At 72.4% G+C, this 20,440-nt stretch carries 21 protein-coding genes and 1 pseudogene; 6 read left to right on the top strand and 16 right to left on the bottom strand.

Annotation, left to right across the window (positions count from 1 at the left end; all coding sequences use genetic code 11):
• The first annotated feature begins 112 nt into the window (after nt 1-112).
• Nucleotides 113-427 (top strand): hypothetical protein, encoded by a 315-nt coding sequence (locus tag AC5P09_RS08475; RefSeq protein ID WP_493873230.1) that lies wholly within the window; start codon nt 113-115, stop codon nt 425-427.
• A gap of 167 nt (nt 428-594) precedes the next feature.
• Here AC5P09_RS08475 and AC5P09_RS08480 read toward each other — a convergent pair whose 3' ends face one another.
• On the bottom strand, nt 595-1,779 hold the full coding sequence (locus AC5P09_RS08480; RefSeq protein WP_493873231.1) for a winged helix DNA-binding domain-containing protein: 1,185 nt from the start codon (nt 1,777-1,779) through the stop codon (nt 595-597).
• Nucleotides 1,780-2,023: 244 nt separating this feature from the next.
• Here AC5P09_RS08480 and AC5P09_RS08485 point away from each other — a divergent pair.
• Nucleotides 2,024-2,248: pseudogene (locus AC5P09_RS08485) on the top strand (DUF2252 family protein); the annotation flags it as partial.
• Between the two features lie 30 nt (nt 2,249-2,278).
• Here the strand turns inward: AC5P09_RS08485 and AC5P09_RS08490 are convergent.
• The gene (locus tag AC5P09_RS08490; protein WP_493873232.1) at nt 2,279-3,904 is read right to left on the bottom strand and encodes an alpha/beta fold hydrolase; all 1,626 of its coding nucleotides are present in this window, start codon (nt 3,902-3,904) and stop codon (nt 2,279-2,281) included.
• Nucleotides 3,905-4,173: 269 nt separating this feature from the next.
• On the opposite strand from AC5P09_RS08490, the gene AC5P09_RS08495 reads away from it, so the two are divergent.
• Nucleotides 4,174-4,455, top strand: a complete 282-nt coding sequence (locus AC5P09_RS08495) for a hypothetical protein (protein WP_493873233.1) — start codon at nt 4,174-4,176, stop codon at nt 4,453-4,455.
• A 71-nt stretch (nt 4,456-4,526) separates the two neighbouring features.
• Here AC5P09_RS08495 and pspAB read toward each other — a convergent pair whose 3' ends face one another.
• The 5 genes from pspAB to glnA all read right to left on the bottom strand — a co-directional run bounded on the left by pspAB (nt 4,527) and on the right by glnA (nt 9,350).
• Nucleotides 4,527-5,111, bottom strand: a complete 585-nt coding sequence (gene pspAB, locus AC5P09_RS08500) for a PspA-associated protein PspAB (protein ID WP_493873234.1) — start codon at nt 5,109-5,111, stop codon at nt 4,527-4,529.
• 2 nt (nt 5,112-5,113) lie between these two features.
• Nucleotides 5,114-6,034, bottom strand: coding sequence for a zinc metalloprotease HtpX (htpX, locus tag AC5P09_RS08505; RefSeq protein WP_493873235.1), 921 nt, complete (start codon nt 6,032-6,034; stop codon nt 5,114-5,116).
• A gap of 100 nt (nt 6,035-6,134) precedes the next feature.
• Entirely contained in the window at nt 6,135-7,568 is a 1,434-nt protein-coding gene (locus AC5P09_RS08510; RefSeq protein WP_493873236.1) for a hypothetical protein, read from the bottom strand.
• A 2-nt stretch (nt 7,569-7,570) separates the two neighbouring features.
• Entirely contained in the window at nt 7,571-7,828 is a 258-nt protein-coding gene (locus AC5P09_RS08515) for an SCO2583/SCO2584 N-terminal domain-containing protein (protein WP_493873237.1), read from the bottom strand.
• 112 nt (nt 7,829-7,940) lie between these two features.
• Nucleotides 7,941-9,350, bottom strand: a complete 1,410-nt coding sequence (glnA, locus tag AC5P09_RS08520; protein WP_266440652.1) for a type I glutamate--ammonia ligase — start codon at nt 9,348-9,350, stop codon at nt 7,941-7,943.
• Nucleotides 9,351-9,549: 199 nt separating this feature from the next.
• Here glnA and AC5P09_RS08525 point away from each other — a divergent pair, with 199 nt between their 5' ends.
• Complete coding sequence (locus AC5P09_RS08525) at nt 9,550-10,017, top strand: RDD family protein (protein WP_493873238.1); 468 nt, start codon at nt 9,550-9,552, stop codon at nt 10,015-10,017.
• A gap of 103 nt (nt 10,018-10,120) precedes the next feature.
• On the opposite strand, the gene AC5P09_RS08530 is transcribed toward AC5P09_RS08525, so the two are convergent.
• From AC5P09_RS08530 to lipB, 4 genes are all read right to left on the bottom strand, one after another.
• Nucleotides 10,121-10,822: a DUF4191 domain-containing protein gene (locus AC5P09_RS08530; RefSeq protein ID WP_493873239.1), complete on the bottom strand. Its 702-nt coding sequence runs from the start codon at nt 10,820-10,822 to the stop codon at nt 10,121-10,123.
• A gap of 69 nt (nt 10,823-10,891) precedes the next feature.
• Nucleotides 10,892-11,095, bottom strand: a complete 204-nt coding sequence (locus tag AC5P09_RS08535) for an SCO2195 family GlnR-regulated protein (protein WP_266440658.1) — start codon at nt 11,093-11,095, stop codon at nt 10,892-10,894.
• Nucleotides 11,096-11,391: 296 nt separating this feature from the next.
• Nucleotides 11,392-12,357 carry a lipoyl synthase gene (lipA, locus tag AC5P09_RS08540; RefSeq protein ID WP_307674255.1) on the bottom strand — a complete coding sequence of 322 codons (966 nt, stop codon included), beginning with the start codon at nt 12,355-12,357 and terminating at the stop codon, nt 11,392-11,394.
• Between the two features lie 212 nt (nt 12,358-12,569).
• On the bottom strand, nt 12,570-13,421 hold the full coding sequence (gene lipB, locus AC5P09_RS08545) for a lipoyl(octanoyl) transferase LipB (protein ID WP_493873308.1): 852 nt from the start codon (nt 13,419-13,421) through the stop codon (nt 12,570-12,572).
• Nucleotides 13,422-13,638: 217 nt separating this feature from the next.
• On the opposite strand from lipB, the gene AC5P09_RS08550 reads away from it, so the two are divergent.
• Nucleotides 13,639-15,075 carry an NsdA family TPR-like regulatory protein gene (locus AC5P09_RS08550; protein ID WP_493873240.1) on the top strand — a complete coding sequence of 479 codons (1,437 nt, stop codon included), beginning with the start codon at nt 13,639-13,641 and terminating at the stop codon, nt 15,073-15,075.
• A gap of 114 nt (nt 15,076-15,189) precedes the next feature.
• Here AC5P09_RS08550 and AC5P09_RS08555 read toward each other — a convergent pair whose 3' ends face one another.
• Entirely contained in the window at nt 15,190-16,563 is a 1,374-nt protein-coding gene (locus AC5P09_RS08555) for an NAD(P)/FAD-dependent oxidoreductase (RefSeq protein ID WP_493873241.1), read from the bottom strand.
• Nucleotides 16,564-16,721: 158 nt separating this feature from the next.
• Nucleotides 16,722-17,618: a TIGR01777 family oxidoreductase gene (locus AC5P09_RS08560; protein ID WP_493873242.1), complete on the bottom strand. Its 897-nt coding sequence runs from the start codon at nt 17,616-17,618 to the stop codon at nt 16,722-16,724.
• 72 nt (nt 17,619-17,690) lie between these two features.
• Between AC5P09_RS08560 and AC5P09_RS08565 the strand changes: the two genes are divergently transcribed.
• The gene (locus AC5P09_RS08565; RefSeq protein ID WP_493873243.1) at nt 17,691-18,179 is read left to right on the top strand and encodes a GNAT family N-acetyltransferase; all 489 of its coding nucleotides are present in this window, start codon (nt 17,691-17,693) and stop codon (nt 18,177-18,179) included.
• On the opposite strand, the gene AC5P09_RS08570 is transcribed toward AC5P09_RS08565, so the two are convergent.
• From AC5P09_RS08570 to AC5P09_RS08580, 3 genes are all read right to left on the bottom strand, one after another.
• Nucleotides 18,160-18,381 (bottom strand): hypothetical protein, encoded by a 222-nt coding sequence (locus AC5P09_RS08570; protein WP_307674249.1) that lies wholly within the window; start codon nt 18,379-18,381, stop codon nt 18,160-18,162. The two genes, AC5P09_RS08565 and AC5P09_RS08570, sit on opposite strands and share 20 nt — an antisense overlap.
• A 98-nt stretch (nt 18,382-18,479) precedes the next feature.
• On the bottom strand, nt 18,480-19,097 hold the full coding sequence (locus AC5P09_RS08575; RefSeq protein WP_493873309.1) for a TetR family transcriptional regulator: 618 nt from the start codon (nt 19,095-19,097) through the stop codon (nt 18,480-18,482).
• Between the two features lie 54 nt (nt 19,098-19,151).
• Nucleotides 19,152-20,345 (bottom strand): MarP family serine protease, encoded by a 1,194-nt coding sequence (locus AC5P09_RS08580; RefSeq protein WP_493873244.1) that lies wholly within the window; start codon nt 20,343-20,345, stop codon nt 19,152-19,154.
• Nucleotides 20,346-20,440: the final 95 nt, after the last annotated feature.

Below are 20,440 nucleotides of genomic sequence, written 5' to 3' on the forward strand. Positions count from 1 at the left end.
TGGACACCCTGGATGTCAGTGCCGGGCAGTAAACTAGAAGCAGTGTTCGAGGGTGTCGCCGGGGTGTCGAGATCTCCGGGGCCGATGCCCTGACCGCGACAGGAGGATGCCTGTGCCCGCTGCCGCACTGAAGCCGAAGCTGTTGCCCACCCAGTCCACCGCGAAGCGTTCCGTGCTGCTCGACATGCCGTACGCGCCCGTGGAGAAGCGCCCGCTGCCGCCGGGGCGTCCGCGTGAGTGGTACGTCAGCCACAACCGCCGCCTCAAGGCGATGCGCCTCGCGATCGCCCTGCTCGACTCGGGCGTCTACATGCCCAACCAGGCCCGCAACGAGACGATACGGAGCACGGCGGAGACGATCGGCGTCCACCCGCCGTCGGACACGACGTGCCACATGGTGCGGGCGCTGATGAGGTACTCGCGGTAGGCCTCGGAGCCCCTGGGGGCTCCGTCCCCAGCCCCTGAACCTGTGCCTCTCGACCCACCGAGTCGGGTGGTGGGTGGGCACAGGCCGGGGGTCCAGGGGGTGGAGCCCCCTGGTACGGGGCGAGAAACCCACCCGCACCGAACACCCCGCCCACGCCGAACCACCCCCTACGCCGACAACTCCTTCTCCACCGGCGTCCGGAACCGCGGGGTCACCCGCGCCGCCCCCACCCACCCCCGCACCCGCTCCGCCTCCACCGCGATCGCCGCCTCCGCCTCGCGCCCCACCCCCTCCGTGTCCAGCAACCGCCACACGATCTCCCCGTCCGCCCGCTGGGCCCACGCGCCCACCACCCGGCCGTTCCACCACACCGTCGGCCCCACATTGCCGCTGTAGTCGAACAACGCGGGCCGCAACGCCTGCGCCAGATACCAGTCCCGCTGCTGCCAGCCCATCGCCGTCGGATCGAGCGCCGGCAGCAGCGCGGCCCAGGGCTCGGCCGGCCCCGCCACCGGGCCGACGTCGCCGTCGACGACGTACCCCACACCCTCGTCCAAGGACACCGGCCGCGCCCCGATCGCCGCCAACGCCCGGCGGACGTCGGTGACTTTCCACCCCGTCCACCACTTCAGGTCGGCCTCCGTGGCCGGGCCGCACGCGGCGAGCCAGCGCCCCAGCAGGGATGCCTGGGCCTCGGCCGCGTTCAGTTCGGGGTGGGCGGGGGACACCGCCCAGCGGAACTGGCTGGACGTCCAGGAGCCGAGCGGCCGGCCCCGCACGACCTTGCCCTCGACGCCCAGCACCTTCAGCAGCCGGGTCGAGACGGTGTGCACGCCTTCGTAGCTCTTCCCGGCCGCGTACACGAACTGCTCCCGCAGCCGCGGCTCGTCCGCGGCGAGTTCGGCCGCCGTCGCCTGCCCGCGCCGCGTCAGCGCGGCCAGCGCCGACTCCTCGACCTCCTTCAGCCAGGCCGCGTCCGGCGCCCCGGTCTTCGCCATGTCCTTCAGCAGCCTGGCCCGCTCCCGGGCGGCGACCGTGAGGCCGGTCGAGGCGTGCACGACCGCGGTCAGCTCCGTCGGGAACACGAAGACCGTGTGCCGCATGCCGTGCATACGGACCAGCGTGCGGTCCTCGTACAGCGCCCGGCCGGTCTCCGGCACGGTCCCGGCCGGGTCCGCGAGCCGGGCGCCCACCGCCAGGTACACCGTCGCCGGGTCCGATCCGTGCAGGGCGACCAGGGAGCCGGCGACCTCCTCGGGGCTCGCCGCCCGTGCCGCCCCGGCCAGCCGGTGCCGCAGCGCGAGCCGCGCCCGCCGCTCCGCCACGCCGATGTACCGCTCCTCGTCACCCATCCCGGCCTCCACTCGTCACGCCCACCGTGAGGGCATCCTCCCGGACACCACTGACAATCGGGCCGCGCCGAGGCCCGGGTGCCGTCACCCGATTGCCGTACTCGGCATGCGTACGCCCCGGCGCCGGGCCTTCACCGCGATCAGGAGGTGACGGAAACCAGGGCACCCGAGGAGGCGTGATGCGGAGACAGCGCAGATGACCACTCCCGCCGACCCCGCCCACCGGGCCCAGCCGGCCCACCGCTCCGACCTCGCGGCGTACGCCCGGCTGTGCGGCACGGCGCTGGCCCGCGCGCACGCCCGTTCCGGCGACCGCGTCGCGATCGCCGGCTACCTGGGCGGCGCGGACACCTTCGAACGGGCCGTCGCCGACTTCGCCCTCGCCTACGCCGACCAGACCGCCCACGACCACGCGACCCTGTGCGCGGCCGTCGCGGCGGGCGTGGTGACGGCCGCACCCGGGGTCTGAGAACCGGTCAGCGCAGGCTTGCCTCAGCCGTCAGGCGTACGCCTCCACCAGCCCGGCCACATACGCCTCCAGCCGCCCGCCCAGCACCTCCGCCGTCAGATCGGTCCGGCCCAGCTCGCGCCAGGGACCCGCGAACTTCGCCGCGTCGGGGGCGTAGCCGAGGGCGTCCAGCAGCCGCCAGTACAGGTGGTCGGGTCCGTCGGCGAGACGCCGGCCGCCCTGCGCCTCGTAACGTGCGCGGAAGCCGAGGCCGTGCTCCGGGCCGTGCAGCAGGGCCAGGGCCGTCGAGCAGTGGGCGACGTCCAGGTCGGCGGGGCCCCACGACGTCTCGACCCAGTCGACGACTCCGCTGATCCGCAGGCCGTTGCCGCTCCCGTCGAAGAGGACGTTCCCCGGGTGGAAGTCCCGGTGCAGGAAACAGCCGTCATAGGACGGGGGTTCGCGGCGGATCACGTCGACCGCCCGCTCCCACAGCGGTCCTGGCGGGGCCATCACCCGCTCCGGTGACGTCCACGCCTGGTACGGGCGCGGGCGTTCGTCCGGTACGACCTCGTGGATCCGGACGAGTTGCGCCGCGAGCAGGTCCAGGCGCCGCTCCAGCTCCTCCTCGTCGACCCGCACCGTGCCCGGGAGCAGGGACATCAACAGCGAGGGGTGGTCGCAGAGTTCGCCGGAGGCGTCGACGGCGACCGGCCGCGCCGCCGGGATGCCGTCCTGCCCGGCGAGGAGCGCGAGGACGGACGCCTCGCGGGTCAGCAGTCCCGGGGCGTGTCGGCGGAAGAAGGGTTTCACGAAGGTCCGCAGCACCAGCCCGGTGCCGTCGTCGAGGGTCAGGCGGCGCATCTGGGAGCTCCAGCCGCCGGACAGCGGACGGCTGTCGCGGACCGTCCGCCCCTCCGGGAGCTGCTTGGCCAGCCACGACCGGGTCGCCGCCCACTCCGGGGCGAGCACGGCCGACACGAACTCCCGCCGGTCCTCGGCGTGATCCCGCAGCCACAGCCCCAACTGGTGGTCGGCCTCCGGCAGTTCGAAGCGCGTGAACTGCGCACGGCTGCAGAGCGCGTCCTGCACGGCCTCCGTCACCTCCGGCGGGATCACCGCGTCCGTACCCGGCACGGCGAGCACCGCGCGGCCCTCGTACGCCCCCAGTACGTCGAGCGCGGGCGACGCCCGCCAGCTCCCGGGGGTCCGGATGATCGCGCTGAAGGAACCGTCGCCCGCCCCGAACGGCACGTCCCACGCCTCGCCCGCGTACACGGCGGGCGCACACAGCCCCAGCGCCGTGACCCGGTCGCCGTAGTGCGCGGCGAGGTCCGCCACCGTCTGCCCGCTCATGCTGAATCCGACCAGGATCAGCGGCCCGTTGGCCGGAGCGAACGCGTCGATGACCGACACCGCCTGCTCGAAGCGGCGGCGCAGACTCAACTCCCGCAACGCGCCCGTGCTTTCGCCGTGCCCGGAGAAGTCGAGGGCGAGGCCGCGGCAGCCGTGTGCCACGAACTCCGCCAGCAGCGGGAGCAACCGCTCCTTGCCGCCGTTGCCCGCTCCGTGCAGCACAACGGCGGTGGCCCGGTCCGGACCACCGCCGTCACCGCCGTACCTCACACTGAGGTGTTCCCCGGCGTGCTCGTGTGTGAAGGAGATCAGCTCGCTCATCTCCCCATTCACTCATGGCGCCTACGGCAGCGTTCACTCATGGCGCCTACGCCGCCGCGCCGCGCGGGAAAAGGAGATGCACGCCAAGTGACCGCATCCCTACGCTGGACAAGCGTCGAGGAACTGCCCACCACCGCGTCCCGCAGGACAGGCATCACCCCGCGGACTCGGGGCTACTCTCTACGCACCGACGGACGGCCGCCCACCCCCAGCGCCCCGTCGGGGAACGGATCACCGCTCGGATCAACCCACGCCCACGGAGGCCCGTCATGGGCACCATCGTCATATCCGGGACCGTCGTCCTGGTCGTTCTGGGATTCGACAACCATCTCTACTGGCTCGCCGCCGTCGCCGTGCTCTTCCTGTACGTGCAGTACGGACGCGGCGGGTCCTCGCCCTCGTCGCCGGCGGGGGGATCCTCGGCGGGGCCCACGCCCGCGAGCTACCGCGCGTATCGCGACCGCCGTGACAAGCAGGCCAGGTGGGAGCGCCGCTACCGCCGCGAGCGGCCCTTCGAGTCCCGCCGTCAGGAGCGCGAGAAGAGCAGGTGAGACCGGTGAGACGACCAGTGAGACCACTGGTGATCCCGGTGACCCGGTGATCCAGGTGGCCCCGGTCGTCGTCACAGACCGGGGGCGCCCCACACCGGGAACCAGCGGCTCAGGTCGGGCTCGATCCGCAGATCGCCCTCCAGTGCCGCCTTCACCCGCAGCTCCAGTGCGTTGTCGCGCCGCTGTCCCTCGCCGGGCAGCGGCGCGAACGGGTAGAAGCTGCCGCGCTTGTAGAGGTAGACCAGCGCCAGCGACCGGCCCTCCGGATCCTGGAACCCGGCCAGGGAACACAGCAGTTGCGGCCCGAAGCCGTTGACCTCCATCGAACTGTTCACCGCGTGCAGGTCGTTGACCAGCAGCGGCAGCTGGTCGGGGGTGCGCTCCGACACCAGCCACGAATACCCGTAGCCGTCCCGCCGCAGCTCCACCGGCGGTCCGTCGCGGTCGGTGTCCGCGTCGAGCAGGGCCTGCACCTCGCGGTGCGTCTGCTCGAAGGCCGCGCCCTCCACCGTGGCGAAGCACACCGCACCCCGCCCGGTCGGCGTGAAGGAGGCGGCCGCCTCCAGCGTCACCGCCGCCGACGGCAGCGCGAAGAGCTGGTCGAGATCGGGTGCGACCGGCTTCGTACGGCCGAGCAGGATGTCCAGCAGCCCCATCCTCAGCCCGCCCTCCCCGGCGTCGCCGCCTCGCCCAGCTCACCGGAGATCCGCCCCAGCTGCTCCAGCCGCTGCTCCAGGCTCGGGTGGGTCGAGAAGATCCGCGCCACACCCGGCTCGGCGCCCAGCGCGGGGGTGAAGTAGAAGGCGTTGAACGCCTGGGCCGTGCGCAGGTCCTTGCTGGGGATGCGGGCGATGTCGCCGGTGACCTTGGTGAGCGCGGACGCCAGCGCCGAGGGCCGGCCGGTGAGCAGCGCCGCCGCCCGGTCCGCCGCCAGCTCCCGGTACCGGGACAGCGCCCTGATCAGCAGGAAGCTGATCGCGTACACGGCCGCCGACACCCCCATCACGGCGGCGAAGACGACGGCGGTGTTCTGGTCCCGGCGCCCGCCGCCGAACAGCTGCGAGTAGAAGGCGAACCGCACGATCAGCCCCGCGATCACCCCGAGGAAGGACGCGATGGTGATCACGGCGACGTCCTTGTGCGCCACGTGCGACAGCTCGTGCGCGAGGACGCCCTCCAGCTCCGCGGGTTCCAGCCGCCGCAGCAGCCCGGTGGTCACGCAGACGACGGCGTTGTCGGGGTTCCGCCCGGTCGCGAACGCGTTCGGCATGTCCATCTCCGACACGGCGACCACCGGCTTGGGCATGTCCGCGAGGGCACACAGCCGGTCGACCACGGCGTGCAGTTCGGGATACGCCTCCCGCTCCACGACCCGCCCCCGCATCGCGAACAGCGCGATCCGGTCGGAGAACCAGTACTGCGCGCCGAGCATCGCCGCCGCGACCACCACGACCAGTACCCACGACTTCAACAGCACGACCAAGGCCGCGACGAAGGCCACGTACAGCAGCCCGAGGAGAAACATCGTGACCGTCATCCGCACGGTCAACCGCCGGTCGTTCCGAAAGCGGCTCTGCATCTGGCATCACCCTCAGCAGTCAGGCACTCGCCCCACAGCCCAGTGTGCACCCGCCCCTGCCCATGAAGCGGTCGCGATCATCTCTAGGACCAGCAAAGGCTCAGCCCCTGACCCCGGCCTCCCACTTCCGCCTCTTCAGCACGTACTCGCTGAACAGATGGCGTCCCCGGTCGAGCAGTTCGCCCACCTCCACCGACCCGGGCGGCACGTCCGCCGTCGCATGCCAGCCCTGCACGGACTGTGAGGCCCAGTGCCGCAGCCTGAGGTCCGGATCATGGAGCAGCGCGACCGCCGCCCGCAGCCGCACCAGCCCACCCTGCGCGTCCAGCAACCGGAAGGCGGCCACCCGCACATGCCGGGGCCGCCCCACCGCCAGCCGCCGCATCAGCCACGCGTCGTCCAGCGACCGGGCCGAGGCCAGCAGGGTCACGGTCGCCTCCCGTACGACCCCGGGCGCCGGGTCGTCGAGCAACGCCCGCAGCCGCGGTACGTCCGTGACGTCCAGGGCGCGCAACCCGGCGACCGCCCGTGCCCGCACGCCCGGCGCGGGGTGGTCGAGCAGCGCCGACAGCGACTCGGCATCCGCCCGCTCCCCGCACTCCGCCAGCCCGGCGACCGCACTGGTCGGCAGCGCCGGGTCGCCCGGCTCGGCACACCGGCGCCGGTACCAGGCCAGAGGATCGCCCCCTGACTGCCGTGCGACATACCGCGCACAGGCCCGCACCAGCCCCGACCGGTCCGCGAGAAACCCCTCCGCCCGGCCGGGCTGCCCGGCCCGCCGCAGCGCGGTCACCCCGGCCGACCGCACCCGCGGCCCGCGCGCGGTGAGCAGCGCTTCGAGTACGTCCTCGTCCACCCCGCTCTCCCGTACGGCGGCCAGGGCGGCCTCGGCGCACAGGTCCTGGACGACCGGGTCGGCGTCGCGGGCGGCGGCGCGGGCCAGTTCGGTGGGGGAGAGGTGCTTCTCGGCGACGGCCAGGCGGTAGGCGAAGCGGCGTACGGCACGGTCGGGGTGGGTGAAGAGGAGCGCGAGGCGTTCGCGGGGCGCCCGGCCCAGCACCTCGTCGAGCAGGTCGATGGCGAAGTCGCCCCGGCCGCGGCGGCCGACGAGCAGGATCAGCGGCGCGAGCGTGAGGGCGGCGTCCGGATCGAGGGCGGCGCGCAGTACCTCGCGGGCCCGGTCGCGCACGGGGGCGACCCAGTCGGTCGTACGGACGACGACCAGCGGCAACAGAGCCGGGCATTGCGCCGCCGGACCGAGAGCCGCCTCACGCACCCGGCCGTCGCGGTGGCAGAGGGCGAGTGCGAGCCGGGGCTCGGCGAGCGCGTCGGGCCGGCGGAGTGTGGAGAGCCACCCGCGTCGGTCCTCGACCTCCGCCCGCGTCGGCAGCGGCCGGGGCGCCCACCACGCACGCGTCCCCGCGTCCAGCGCGAGCCAGGCCCCCGGGTCGGCGGCATCGAGCACGTCCCGCAGCGCCGCCCCCTCGGCAAGCCGCCGCGCCGCCACTCCGCCGGCCCTGATGTCCTCGCGCACCTTTAGTACGGCGCCCGGAAGTTCGCGTACCCCAGCAGCAGGATGATCGCCGCCACACTCCCGAGCACGATGACCGTCGACAGCCACGACGACCGGCGCGGCCCCGCCGGGTCGGGGTCGGCGCGGAACGGCTGCGGCTCGGGCGGGTTCTCCTTCCAGCGCGCGGCCAGCATCCTGGCCCGCGCGGAGGGCTCCTTGTGCTCGGCGTTGTCGGCCCACTTGATGTCGAACTCGCGCTCCGCGTCGTCCTGTTCGGGCATCCCCGTAACCCCCGTCGTCTCCGTCTCGAACAGCTGTACCGAAAACGATACGACGACGCCCCCGCCCTGAGAAACCAGGAACGGGGGCGTGGCCGAAGGGCCTACAGACCGATCACACGTCGAAGTAGAGCTCGAACTCGTGCGGGTGCGGACGCAGCTGCAGCGGCGCGATCTCGTTGGCGCGCTTGTAGTCGATCCACGTCTCGATCAGGTCGGACGTGAAGACGTCGCCCGCGAGCAGGAACTCGTGGTCGGCCTCGAGGCGGTCGAGGACGGCCGGGAGCGAGGTCGGGACCTGCGCGACGCCCGCGTGCTCCTCGGGAGCCAGCTCGTACAGGTCCTTGTCGATCGGCTCGGCCGGCTCGATCTTGTTCTTGATGCCGTCCAGGCCCGCGAGCAGCAGCGCGGAGAACGCCAGGTACGGGTTGCCGGAGGAGTCGGGCGCCCGGAACTCGACGCGCTTGGCCTTCGGGTTCGAGCCGGTGATCGGGATACGCATGGCCGCGGAGCGGTTGCGCTGCGAGTACACCAGGTTGACCGGCGCCTCGAAGCCCGGCACCAGACGGTGGTACGAGTTCACCGTCGGGTTGGTGAAGGCCAGCAGCGACGGGGCGTGCTTCAGGATGCCGCCGATGTAGAAGCGGGCCATGTCCGACAGGCCCGCGTAACCGGCCTCGTCGTAGAACAGCGGGTCGCCGTTGGCCCACAGCGACTGGTGGACGTGCATGCCCGAGCCGTTGTCACCGAAGATCGGCTTCGGCATGAAGGTCGCGGTCTTGCCGTTGCGCCAGGCCACGTTCTTCACGATGTACTTGAAGAGCTGGAGGTCGTCGGCCGCGGCGAGCAGCGTGTTGAACTTGTAGTTGATCTCCGCCTGGCCGGCGGTGCCCACCTCGTGGTGCTGGCGCTCGACCTGGAGGCCGGCGTTGGCCAGCTCCAGGGAGATCTCGGCACGCAGGTCGGCGAAGTGGTCGACCGGCGGGACCGGGAAGTAACCGCCCTTGTAGCGGACCTTGTACCCACGGTTGTCCTCGAGGGCGCCGGTGTTCCAGGCGCCCGCCTCGGAGTCGATGTGGTAGAAGGACTCGTTCGCGGTGGTCGCGAAGCGGACGCTGTCGAACACGTAGAACTCGGCCTCGGGGCCGAAGTACGCGGTGTCGGCGATCCCGGTGGAGGCGAGGTAGGCCTCCGCCTTCTTGGCCACGTTGCGCGGGTCACGGCTGTACTGCTCGCCGGTGATCGGGTCGTGGATGAAGAAGTTGATGTTCAGCGTCTTGTCGCGGCGGAAGGCGTCGACCCGGGCGGTCGACAGGTCCGCGCGCAGCGCCATGTCGGACTCGTGAATGGCCTGGAAGCCACGGATCGACGATCCGTCGAAGGCCAGCTCCTCGTCCGGGTCGAACGCCTCAACGGGCACCGTGAAGTGCTGCATGACGCCCGGCAGGTCGCAGAAGCGGACGTCGATGAACTTGACGCCCTCATCCGCGATGAACTTCTTGGTCTCGTCGGCGTTCTGGAACATCCAGCTCCTCCTACCCCCGACCGTTCCGTGCCGGGGTGGTAGTTCGTTCGTGCGGCCAGTGCGGTGGCACACGCTGACCTCGACCCTAGGGACGGGTGATTTCTCAGACGTGACCCATTTGTTTCGCACAAGTTAACCGGACATCGCTACGCCTACCCCACCTGTCCGTATCGCGAAACGGGCGCAGTACCGTGGACGGGTGGACAACAGGCAGGCAATCGGATCGTGGCTTTCCGGACCGCGCGCGGCCGCGGAGGAAGCCGGTGTCGACTTCGGATACCGCGGTGAGCAGCTCGGCCTGCCGGAAGAGGGACCGGGCTCGATCGCCCGCCCCGGCCGGCGCCTCGGCGCCATCGCCGTCGACTGGGGCCTGAGCCTCTTGATCGCATACGGCCTCATCACGCAGGGCTACGACCAGGCGACCAGCAACTGGGCGCTGCTCGTCTTCTTCCTGCTCGGCGCCCTGACCGTGGGCACCGTCGGCTTCACCCCGGGTAAGCGCCTCTTCGGCCTGCGCGTGGTCACCATCGACACCGGCCGCGTCAGCCCCGCCCGCGCCCTGCTCCGCACGGCCCTGCTCTGCCTCGCCGTCCCGGCCCTGATCTGGGACCGCGACGGCCGCGGCCTGCACGACCGGCTGGCCCGCACGGTGGAAGTGCGCATCTAGCGTCTGTACGACGCCTCGGTACGACGAAGGCCTCGGTACGGCGAAGGGGGCGCCCGGAGTGATCCGGGCGCCCCCTTCCTGTACGAGCCTGTACGAGAGGGAGTCAGCGGGCCTTCGGTCCGCCCTTCGGCAGCTTCATGCCCTTCGGCATCGGCCCCTTCGGGAGCGGCATGTTGCTCATCAGGTCACCGAGGGCGCGCAGCCGGTCGTTGGTGACCGTCACCTGCGGGCCGGTCAGCACGCGCGGCAGCTTCAGCATGGTCGTGCGCAGCTTCTTCCGCGGGACCTGGCCCTCGCTGGTGCCCACCATCAGGTCGTGCACCGGCACGTCCGCGACGATGCGGTTCATCTTCTTCTTCTCGGCGGCCAGCAGACTCTTCACCCGGTTCGGGTTGCCCTCGGCGACCAGGACGATGCCGGCCTTGCCGACGGCCCGGTGCACCACGTCCTGGCTGCGGTTCATCGCCACCGCGGGGGTGGTCGTCCAGCCCCGGCCGATGTTGTCGAGTACCGCCGCTGCCGCGCCCGGCTGGCCCTCCATTTGCCCGAAGGCCGCTCGCTCGGCCCGGCGCCCGAACACGATCGCCGACGCGAGGAAGGCGAGCAGGAGGCCCAGAATGCCGAGATAGATGGGGTGACCGATCAAGAAACCGATCGCGAGGAAGACACCGAAGGTGACGATTCCGACCGCCGCGAGTACAAGACCGATCTTCTTGTCGGCCTTGCGGGTCATCTTGTAGGTCAGAGCGATCTGCTTGAGTCGCCCGGGGTTCGCAGCGTCCGCTGCCGTGTCCTTCCTCGCCATGGCACGAAGTCTACGTGCCCCCAGGAGCGCCGACGACGGCAGTGCCCCGAGGAGCGGGGAAGGGGTGCTTCAGAGGCGTGCGGTGGTGAACGTCTGCTCCAGGACGCGCTGGGCCTCGACCCGGTCCTTGGCGCGGCGGCGGTCCTCCAGGACGGACGTCCAGGCATTGCGGCGTGCGGTGCGCTGGCCACTGCTCAGGAGCAGGGACTCGACTGCGCGGAGTGCGTCGGTGAACGTCGGAATCGGTGTGGCGCGTACGGGCGCGGCCTGCATGATGGAGGTCCCCCCTCGATACCGCTGCGGGTATGGGTGTACGTGGTGTAAGTCCACTGTCACTGATTGGTGTTACCAGGGCATGACCGACCGGTCAAACGCCAATGAAGCCTTGGTGCGGCGCCCTTGAACAACGACGCGGCCCTGACGTACGCCCTCATCAGCGAGGACGGTCAGGACCGCGTCGTATCGGTCACTACCGGCGGGTAGCCTCTTGTGCGCGAATTCACACGCTTGCCGCACGCCCTGCCGGGAAGGCGGGTGACGGTGTGTCAGGGGAACGGTGTGTCAGGGGATCAGACGGCCTGCGAGGCGACGTACGAACCGCGCTTCTCGACGGCCATCTGGTACAGCCGCCCGGCGCGGTACGAGGAACGGACCAGCGGACCGGACATCACACCGGAGAAACCGATCTGCTCGGCCTCCTCCTTCAGCTCCACGAACTCGTGCGGCTTGACCCAGCGCTCGACGGGGTGGTGGCGCACGGACGGGCGCAGGTACTGCGTGATCGTCACCAACTCGCAGCCCGCGTCGTGCAGCTGCCGGAGCGCCTCGCTGACCTCCTCGCGGGTCTCGCCCATGCCGAGGATCAGGTTCGACTTGGTGACCAGGCCGTAGTCGCGGGCGTCGGTGATGACCTTCAGCGAGCGCTCGTAGCGGAAGCCGGGGCGGATGCGCTTGAAGATGCGCGGGACCGTCTCGACGTTGTGCGCGAAGACCTCGGGGCGGGAGGCGAAGACCTCCGCCAGGAGCTCCGGTACGGCGTTGAAGTCCGGGGCGAGGAGCTCCACCTTGGTGCGGCCGGCCTCGCGGGAGGCGGTCTGCTCGTGGATCTGGCGGACCGTCTCGGCGTAGAGCCAGGCGCCGCCGTCCTCCAGGTCGTCGCGGGCGACGCCGGTGATCGTGGCGTAGTTCAGGTCCATGGTGACCACGGACTCGCCCACGCGCCGGGGCTCGTCGCGGTCGAGCGCCTCGGGCTTGCCGGTGTCGATCTGGCAGAAGTCGCAGCGCCGGGTGCACTGGTCGCCGCCGATGAGGAACGTGGCCTCGCGGTCTTCCCAGCACTCGTAGATGTTGGGACAGCCGGCTTCCTGGCAGACCGTGTGCAGGCCCTCGCTCTTCACGAGGTTCTGCATCTTCGTGTACTCGGGACCCATTTTCGCCCGGGTCTTGATCCACTCGGGCTTGCGCTCGATGGGGGTCTGGCTGTTGCGGACCTCCAGGCGCAGCATCTTGCGTCCGTCGGGTGCGACTGCGGACACATCGGCTCCCTGTAGCTTCGATTCTTCGGCGTACACCAGGGTACGCCCGTGCGTTTTCGGTCCCCGGGGTGGGCAACCTTGCGGAACTGTGGGGCATTCCCGCGTCCGGCGCCGGTGCGGGCGTCTGGTGCCGCACCTCTCGACCCACCGAGTCGGGTGGTGGGTGGGCGAAGGCCGGGGGTCCAGGGGGCGGAGCCCCCTGGGCGGTCGGGTTACGCCGGTGTCCGCTCCACCACCCGCGGGCTCAGCTCCGCGTTCTCCAGCACAGCTCGGAGATGCCGCTCGACCACCGGCAGCACCTCCTCGATCGTCACGTCGCGGCCCAGCTCGTTCGCGAGGGACGCGACCCCCGCGTCCCGGATCCCGCACGGGATGATCCGGTCGAACCACCGGTTGTCGGGGTTCACGTTCAGCGAGAAGCCGTGCATCGTGACGCCCTTGGCCACCCGGATGCCGATCGCGGCGATCTTGCGGTCCTCGCGGCGCTGTCCGGCGTTGGAGGGGGCGTACTCCGGCCCGTTCAGGCGGGCGTCGAACTCCTCGTCGTGCAGCCGCGGGTCGAAGTCCAGGGACAGACCGCCGAGCGTCGGCCGCGTCTCGACCGGGTCGCCGAGCACCCACACCCCGCTGCGGCCCTCGACCCGGGACGTCTCCAGGCCGAACTCCGCGCAGGTGCGGATCAGGGCCTCTTCCAGGCGCCGTACGTGCGCCACGACGTCCACCGGGCGCGGGAGCTTCTGGATGGGGTAGCCGACCAGCTGGCCGGGGCCGTGCCAGGTGATCTTGCCGCCACGGTCGACGTCGATGACGGGAGTGCCGTCGAGCGGCCGCTCGCTGTCCGCCGTACGCCGGCCGGCCGTGTACACCGGCGGGTGCTCCAGCAGCAGCACGGTGTCGGCGATCTCGTCGGCGAACCGCGCCGCGTGCACCCGGCGTTGCTCGTCCCACGCCTCCTGGTACTCGACGGCGTCCGCACCGAATCCCATACGGACGAACCGCAACTCACTCACGGCAAGCGCCTCCCTAGAAGCCCTGGCGGGTCGTAAGGCACAAACCGTGCCCACGCCACTGTACGACCGAGCGCCGCGCGTCAGCCGTGCGGTCAATCCTCACACGATCGGATGAACGAGCGTCGAAGTGTGCGATCGCCTGCTCACTCTCCGCTACATTCACGCCGTTCACAGAGGCCATAAGGGCTGCTCACAGGCAATCCGGGCGACGCAGGTACCGCAGGCACGAAGCGGCCTCAGCGACGCCCGAAGGCAGGAGACCGCACCGCAGATGACGGAACGACCCGCGCAGCGCACTCCCAACCGCCAGCTCGCCGCGCTCATCGCAGAAGCGGGGTTCTCCAACGCGGGACTCGCCCGTCGAGTGGACCAGCTCGGACTCGAACACGGGCTGGACCTGAGATACGACAAGACGTCCGTGACCCGGTGGCTGCGCGGCCAGCAGCCCCGCGGCACCACCCCCGCCCTCATCGCCGAGGTCTTCACCCGCCGCCTCGGCCGCAGGCTCACCGCCCAGGACCTCGGGCTCGACGCCTGCGCCCCCGTCTACGCGGGCCTGGAGTTCGCCGCCACGCCCGAAGAGGCCGTCGACATCATCAGCGGGCTGTGGCGCAAGGACTCCGGCAGTCACGCCGAACTCCGCAAGATCGCGTTCACCCCGGCCGGCCTGGTCGTCCCCAGCCGGGACTGGCTGATCGGACGGGCCGACGACAAGGTGGCCCGCGGCGAGCCGCTCGTCCGCGTCCCCGCGCAGGGGCGCCCCGGGGTGCCGCGTCAGCGCGGCGCCGCCGAGCGCGGTCCCGGCCAGAAGGTCACCGGCGGCGACATCGCCGCCCTCCGCTCGGTCGGCGAGCTGTTCCGCTCCCTCGACGACATGTACGGCGGCGGCCACGCCCGCCAGGCCCTCGTGCGCTACCTGGAGCACGAGTGCGAGCCGATGCTGCGCGGCACCTACGGCGAGCAGACCGGCCGCCGCCTGTTCGCCGCCGCCGCCGACCTCACGAGGCTCGCGGGCTGGACGTCGTACGACATCGCCGCGCACGGCCTCGCCCAGCGCTACTTCGTGCAGGCGCTGCGGCTCGCGCAGGCGGCCGGGGACCGGGCGTACGGCTCCTATGTGCTGGTCACGATGAGCCGGCAGGCCGTCTACCTCGGGCACGGGCGCGAGGCCGTACAGCTCGCGCGGGTGGCCCAGCAGGGGGTGGGGACCAACGCCCCGCCCGTCGTGCAGGCGCTGCTGCACGCGGTCGAGGCGCGCGGGCACGGGGTGCTCGGCGAGGTGCGCGCCTGCACCGCGTCGCTGGTACGGGCCGAGCGGGCCCTGGAGGCGGCCCGGCCCGGTGACGAAGTCCCGCACTGGGCGCGGTTCTTCGACGAGGCGCAGCTCGCCGACGAGTTCGGGCACTGCCACCGGGACCTCCAGCAGTTCCGCTCGGCCGCCCAGCACGCCGAGCGCTCCCTGCAACTGCGTGCCCCCTCCTACGCCCGCAGCCGTCTGTTCTGCCGTGTCGTCCTCGCCTCCGCCCGCCTCGGCCTCGGCGAACTCGACCAGGCCTGCGCGCTGGGCGCGGAGGCGGCCGGCCAGGCGACGGAGATGCGGTCGGTGCGGGCCGTCGAGTACGTACGGGACTTCGAGCGGAGGCTGGAGCCGTACAAGGACGCGGCACCGGTGCGGGGGTATCGCGACAAGGTCGCTGCTCTGGGGTAGGGGGTATCGCCGTAGGGCTGACTGCTGTGTGCCCGGTGCGGGTTCGTTGGGCTGGTCGCGCCCACGCGGCGGAGCCGCATATCGACAACAGCCCCGCGCCCCTTCCGGGGTGCTTCAGGCGGCCTGTGTTGTGGGCAGCGGGTCCGCCCGGTGCAGCGAGCCCACCGCCCCCAGGTCCGCCAGGATCGCCGCCGACGCCCGGTGGGCCGAGTGCAGCGCGCCTTGGACGGTGCTGGTGTCCCGGTGGTCCCCGCACACGTACAGGCCCGCCAGCAGCCGTACCGGACGGCGCAGGTCGTGCGGTGGGCGCATCGCGGGGACCGCCTCGGTGGTGTGGTGGACGGCGAGGGTCTCCCAGCGGCGGGTGGAGGTGCCGTAGAGGCGGGACAGGTGCAAACGGACGGCGGTGTCCAGGTCGGACGGCGGCGGGCCGAGGACCGTCGAGGAGACGAGGGTGCGGCCCGCGGGGGCGCGGGACGGGTCGACTCGGCTGATCACCGCCGTGTGCGCGACCGGGCCGCCCCGGTCCGCGTCGAGCAGCAGGGCCGCGCCCGTCGCCGGGAGTTCGTCCGTCGTGTGGTGGACCACCGTCACCGGGTGGAAGTCCGGCACCCGCAGGCCGGGCAGCAGCTCGGCGGCGGGCCGGGCGTCGGTCGCGATCAGGACGGCACGGCAGCGGATCTCGCCGTGCTCGGCCGTCGTCACCGAGGTCGTGGAGATCGCGGTGGCCCGGACGCCGGTGTGCACGGTGCCCGGCGGCAGCGTCTGTGCGAGCAGCTCCGGCAGTACCTCGGCGCCGCCCTCCGGCACGCACAGCCGCCCGGCCGCGAACGCCCTGAGCGCGAGGTCCGCGCACCGGCTGGACGTGGTCAGCTCCGGGTCGCACAGCAGGGCCGCGAGCAGCGGACGCAGAAACCCGTCGATCGTGCGGGCCGGCACACCGCGGGCGGCGAGGGCCTGCCCGGCGGGCAGTTCGGGACGGGCCAGCAGGCGCTCGACGGGAGTGTTCGCGATCCGGGTCAGCGCGGCGCCGAGCCGGGCCTGGTCGACGGCGGTGCCCAGCGGGGCGGTCGCCCCGGCCTTCGGCACGGAGGCCGGCCGGAGGGCCGTACGCCCTTTGGCGGGCGCGCCGGCCAGGGCGCGTACCGCGTGGAGTGCGCCCCGTGCGCCCCCCGCGTTCGGGGGCGGTGCGGCCCGGTGGTGGCGGCCGTCGCTGTGGAGCAGGACGCCCGGCGCGAAGGGCCGCAGCACGAGCCCGTCGAGCCCTGGTGTCAGCCGTAGTTCGGGATACGCCGTGGACAGCAGCTGTCCGATGCGGTCGAGCCGGAAGCCGTCGACCTTCTCGGTCGTCATCCGGCCGCCCACACACGGGGCGGCCTCCAGCACCGCGGTCGTCACTCCTGCGCTGGTCAGCCGATGCGCCGCGGACAGCCCGGCGACCCCGGCTCCCACGATCACGACGTCCGCCTGGTACGCGGGCTCAAGCACGTGCCCCTCCTCGAGGTTGCGCGGCCGGTGGAGACGTCATGCCCCCAACTGACTCCGGAGATACCCGAGTTCGGGTCGAGGGTAGGGCCGTGATCGGTCCGGGGCAGTCGCGCATCGACAGGGCACGGTCGCACGACGGTCGCATGCGATCGCAAGGGTCACTTCGCCGCCCGGATCGCCTCCTCGATCTCCGGGAACGCGAAGGTGAACCCCGACTCCAACAGCCGCATCGGCAACACCCGTTGGCTGCCCAGCACGTCCCCGGCCATCTCGCCGAGCACGGCCCGCAGCACGGGCGCGGGCACCGTGAAAAGGGTCGGCCGGTGCAGCACGCGCCCCATCGCGGCGGTGATCTCAGCGTTCGTCAGCGGGTGCGGGGCGGTCACGTTGAACGGCCCCGACAGGCCGTCGGTGTCGATGAGATGGCGGATCGCGGCCACCTCGTCGTGCAGCGAGACGAACGACCAGTACTGCCGCCCGTCTCCCATCCGCCCGCCGAGCCCGGCCTTGAACAGGGGGAAGAGCCTGCCCCACGCCCCGCCCTCGCGGGACACCACCAGGCCGGTCCGGGTGAACACCGTCCGCACGCCCGCCGCCCGGGCAGGCGCCGCGGCCCCTTCCCACTCCACGCACAGCTCGGGCAGGAAGCCCTCCCCGGGCGGGGCGTCCTCGTCGACGGCACGGTCGCCGGTCTCGCCGTAGATGCCCATGGCGCTGCCGTTGACGAACACCCGCGGCGGCCGGTCCAGGGAGGCGACCGCCTCGGCGAGGGCCGCCGTGCCCAGCACCCGGCTGTCCCGGATCTTCGCCTTGTACGCGTCCGTCCAGCGGCGCGACCCCACGTTCGCCCCGGCCAGGTTGACCACCGCGTCGCACCCGGCGAGCCCGGCCGGGTCGACGTACTTCCGCTCGGGGTCCCAGCGCACCTCGTCCGGCGTCCTGGGCTCCCGGCGCACCAGGCGCACCACCTCGTGTCCGTCGGCGGCCAGGGATCGCACCAGGGCTGCGCCGATGAGACCGGACGCGCCGGCCACCGCGATTCGCGAACGTTCCATGAGGACCATCCTTGCTCAGCCGCCGCGGAAAACCCCGGCGGGGTTCTCGGACCGCCGTCGTAGGGTGACCGGATGCCGGTTCCGTACATACGCCACGCCACCTCCGACGACGAGGAGCCGCTGGCCCGCCTCGACCGCGACACCTGGTCTGAGCTGCACGCCGTCCAGCCCCGCCCGCAGCCGCCCTACGAGCCCTTCTTCAACGAGCGGTTCGGCCCGCTGGACCATCTGGTCGCGGAGCTCGGCGGCAGCCTCGTCGGCTACATCCGGCTGGCCTATCCGACCTCGCTCGCCTGCAACACCCACGTCCGCCAGATCCAGGGTCTCGCCGTCGCCGACAAGGCACGCGGCACCGGGGTCGGCCGGGCGCTGCTGCGGGCCGCGCAGGACGAGGCCCGGCGGCAGGGGGCGCGCCGGATCACCCTGCGCGTGCTCGGCCACAACACGCCGGCCCGCAAGCTCTACGAGTCCGAGGGCTTCGTCGTGGAGGGCGTGCTGCCCGAGGAGTTCTTCCTGGACGGCCGGTACGTCGACGACGTCCTCATGGGCCGCAGTCTCTGACCTGGTCCGCCGAGGCCGTCGTACGACGCCTGCGCGCCACCAGATACAGCGGCACCCCCGCCACCGCGGCCGCCGTGGCGAAACCGGCCAGCACCCAGCCCTTGCCGCCGGAGTCCGGCGCCGGAGCCGCGGCGGTGAGGGTGAGCAGCGAGACCAGGGCCAGGGCGGCGGCGGGTCGGAGCGCGCCGAGAGCACGTGACATGGCTCAGAGGTACGCCCGGGAGTGCCCCGGCCGAGGGCATTGATCCGTACGAGGGCGACGCGAGGGGCGTCGAGTCAGGAAGTGCCCGGCCGGGCCCGTCACTCCGTCAGCGGCCGCATCCCGCCCATCAGCTCCCGCAGGCACCGTACGGCCAGCTCCGCGGGCGACCCCGGTCCCGTCAGGCCGGCGTCCGTGGCGGCCCACACCTCCAGTGCCACCCGGACGGCGTCGGTGGCCGCGGCGGCGGCCAGGCGGATCCCCAGCTCGTCCGCGTCCGGGCCCGCCAGCCGCGTCAGTACGGGAAGCAGCTGCTCCCCGTACTGACGGGTCTCCTGGTTCACCCGGTACCAGACGGCCCGCAGGGCCGGGTCGTCGGCGGCCGCCCGCAGCAGCGCCCGGGTCTGCCGGAGACCGCCGGCCGCGTGCGCGTCCGGGGCGGCCAGCGCCTCCCGCATCGCCCGCTCCAGCGCCTCGGGCACGGCCGCGCCCGGCTCGATCGCCGCGAGCAGCCCTCGCCAGCGGTCGCCGCCGGCCGCGAGCAGGGGGCCCACAGCGTCCTGCTTGTTGCGGAAGTAGCGGTAGAAGGTGCGCAGCGCGACCCCGGCCCGCTCGGCGACGTCCTCCGCCGTCGTCCCGTCCGGGCCGCGCTCGGTGAAGAGCTCGGCGGCGGCCCGCGCGATGTCCAGCTGGGTCGCCGCCTTGCGGCGCTCAGTCAGCCGCTTCCCCGGGTGAGCGCCAAGCCACCCTCCGGCCTGCCCTCCTCGGCACGCCTAGGACGTCACCAACTCGCCCGTGTCCACCGGCGCCGTCGCGTCCGCCGCGCGTTCGGCGTCGGAGGCGACCTCGTCCGCCGTCAGGACGTAACCCGTCTCGGCGTCGGAGGTGGAGCGGGCGAAGACGACGCCGAAGACCTTGCCGTCGGTGGTGAGGAGCGGGCCGCCGGAGTTGCCGGGGCGGACGGTCGAGCGGATCGAGTAGATCTCGCGGGTGACGGTCGCGTCGCTGTAGATGTTCTGCCCGTTCGCCTGGACCCGGCCCGCGACGGTGGCCGCCTGCAGGTTCAGGTCGCCGTCCTGCGGATAGCCCGCGACCACGGCCGAGTCGCCGCGGGCGGCGGTGTCGTCGAAGCTCAGGACGGGGGCGCTCAGGTCGGGCACGTACAGCACGGCCACGTCCTTGTCCGGGTCGAAGAGCACCACGCGTGACTCGTACGACCGCCCGACCCCGCCGATCCGCACGCTCGGGTCGTCGATGCCGGCCACCACGTGGGCGTTGGTCATCACATGCTGCGGCGCGTACACGAACCCGCTGCCCTCGCGGCCCTGGGTGCCCGAGACGCCCTCGATCTTCACCGTGCTGAGCTTGGCGGCGTTGGTGGCGCTCGCGGTGACGCTGTCGCCGGTGGGCTTGGCGACCTCGGCCGTCGACTCGTTCTCGAAGGGGTTGAAGACCTGCGGGAAACCCGCCTCGGTGAGCGCGGACGTGGCCCGCGAGAACCAGGCGGGGGTGGTGTCCGGCATGGTGTTCTGCACGGCGCCGAGCAGGGCCGAGTCCCGGATCGCGGTCGTGACCAGCGACGACGAGGACGCGCCGAGCACGCTCGCGGCCACCCACGCCACGATCAGCACGGCCACCGAGTTGGCCGCGGCGCCGCCGACCCCGTCGGCCACTCTGAGCGGACCGAGACTGGCACGGCCCAGCTCCCGCCGCAGCCGCAGCGCGAGCCGCCCCGCCAGCTCGTGCCCGACCGCGGCCGGGCCGAGCACCGTCAGCACCGCGGTCACCGTCGCCGCGGTCGTGCCCGGTGACGCCAGGTCCATCACCCAGGGCAGCGCCCACACACCGACGACCGCGCCGCCCACGAACCCGGCGAGCGAGACACAGCCGGCGACCAGACCGCGCCGGTAGCCGGCGGCCGCGTAGGCGAGGATCACCAGCAACAGCAGGATGTCGAGCAGGTCCACTGAGCCGCCTTTCTCCAGGAACCCTTAGTACGCACGGGATGCGCCCAGTGATCAGCCACGCGCGCGTGGCGTCCGGAACCCGCCACGCGTGCGTG

It is taken from the genome of Streptomyces sp. a15 (genome assembly GCF_059026085.1).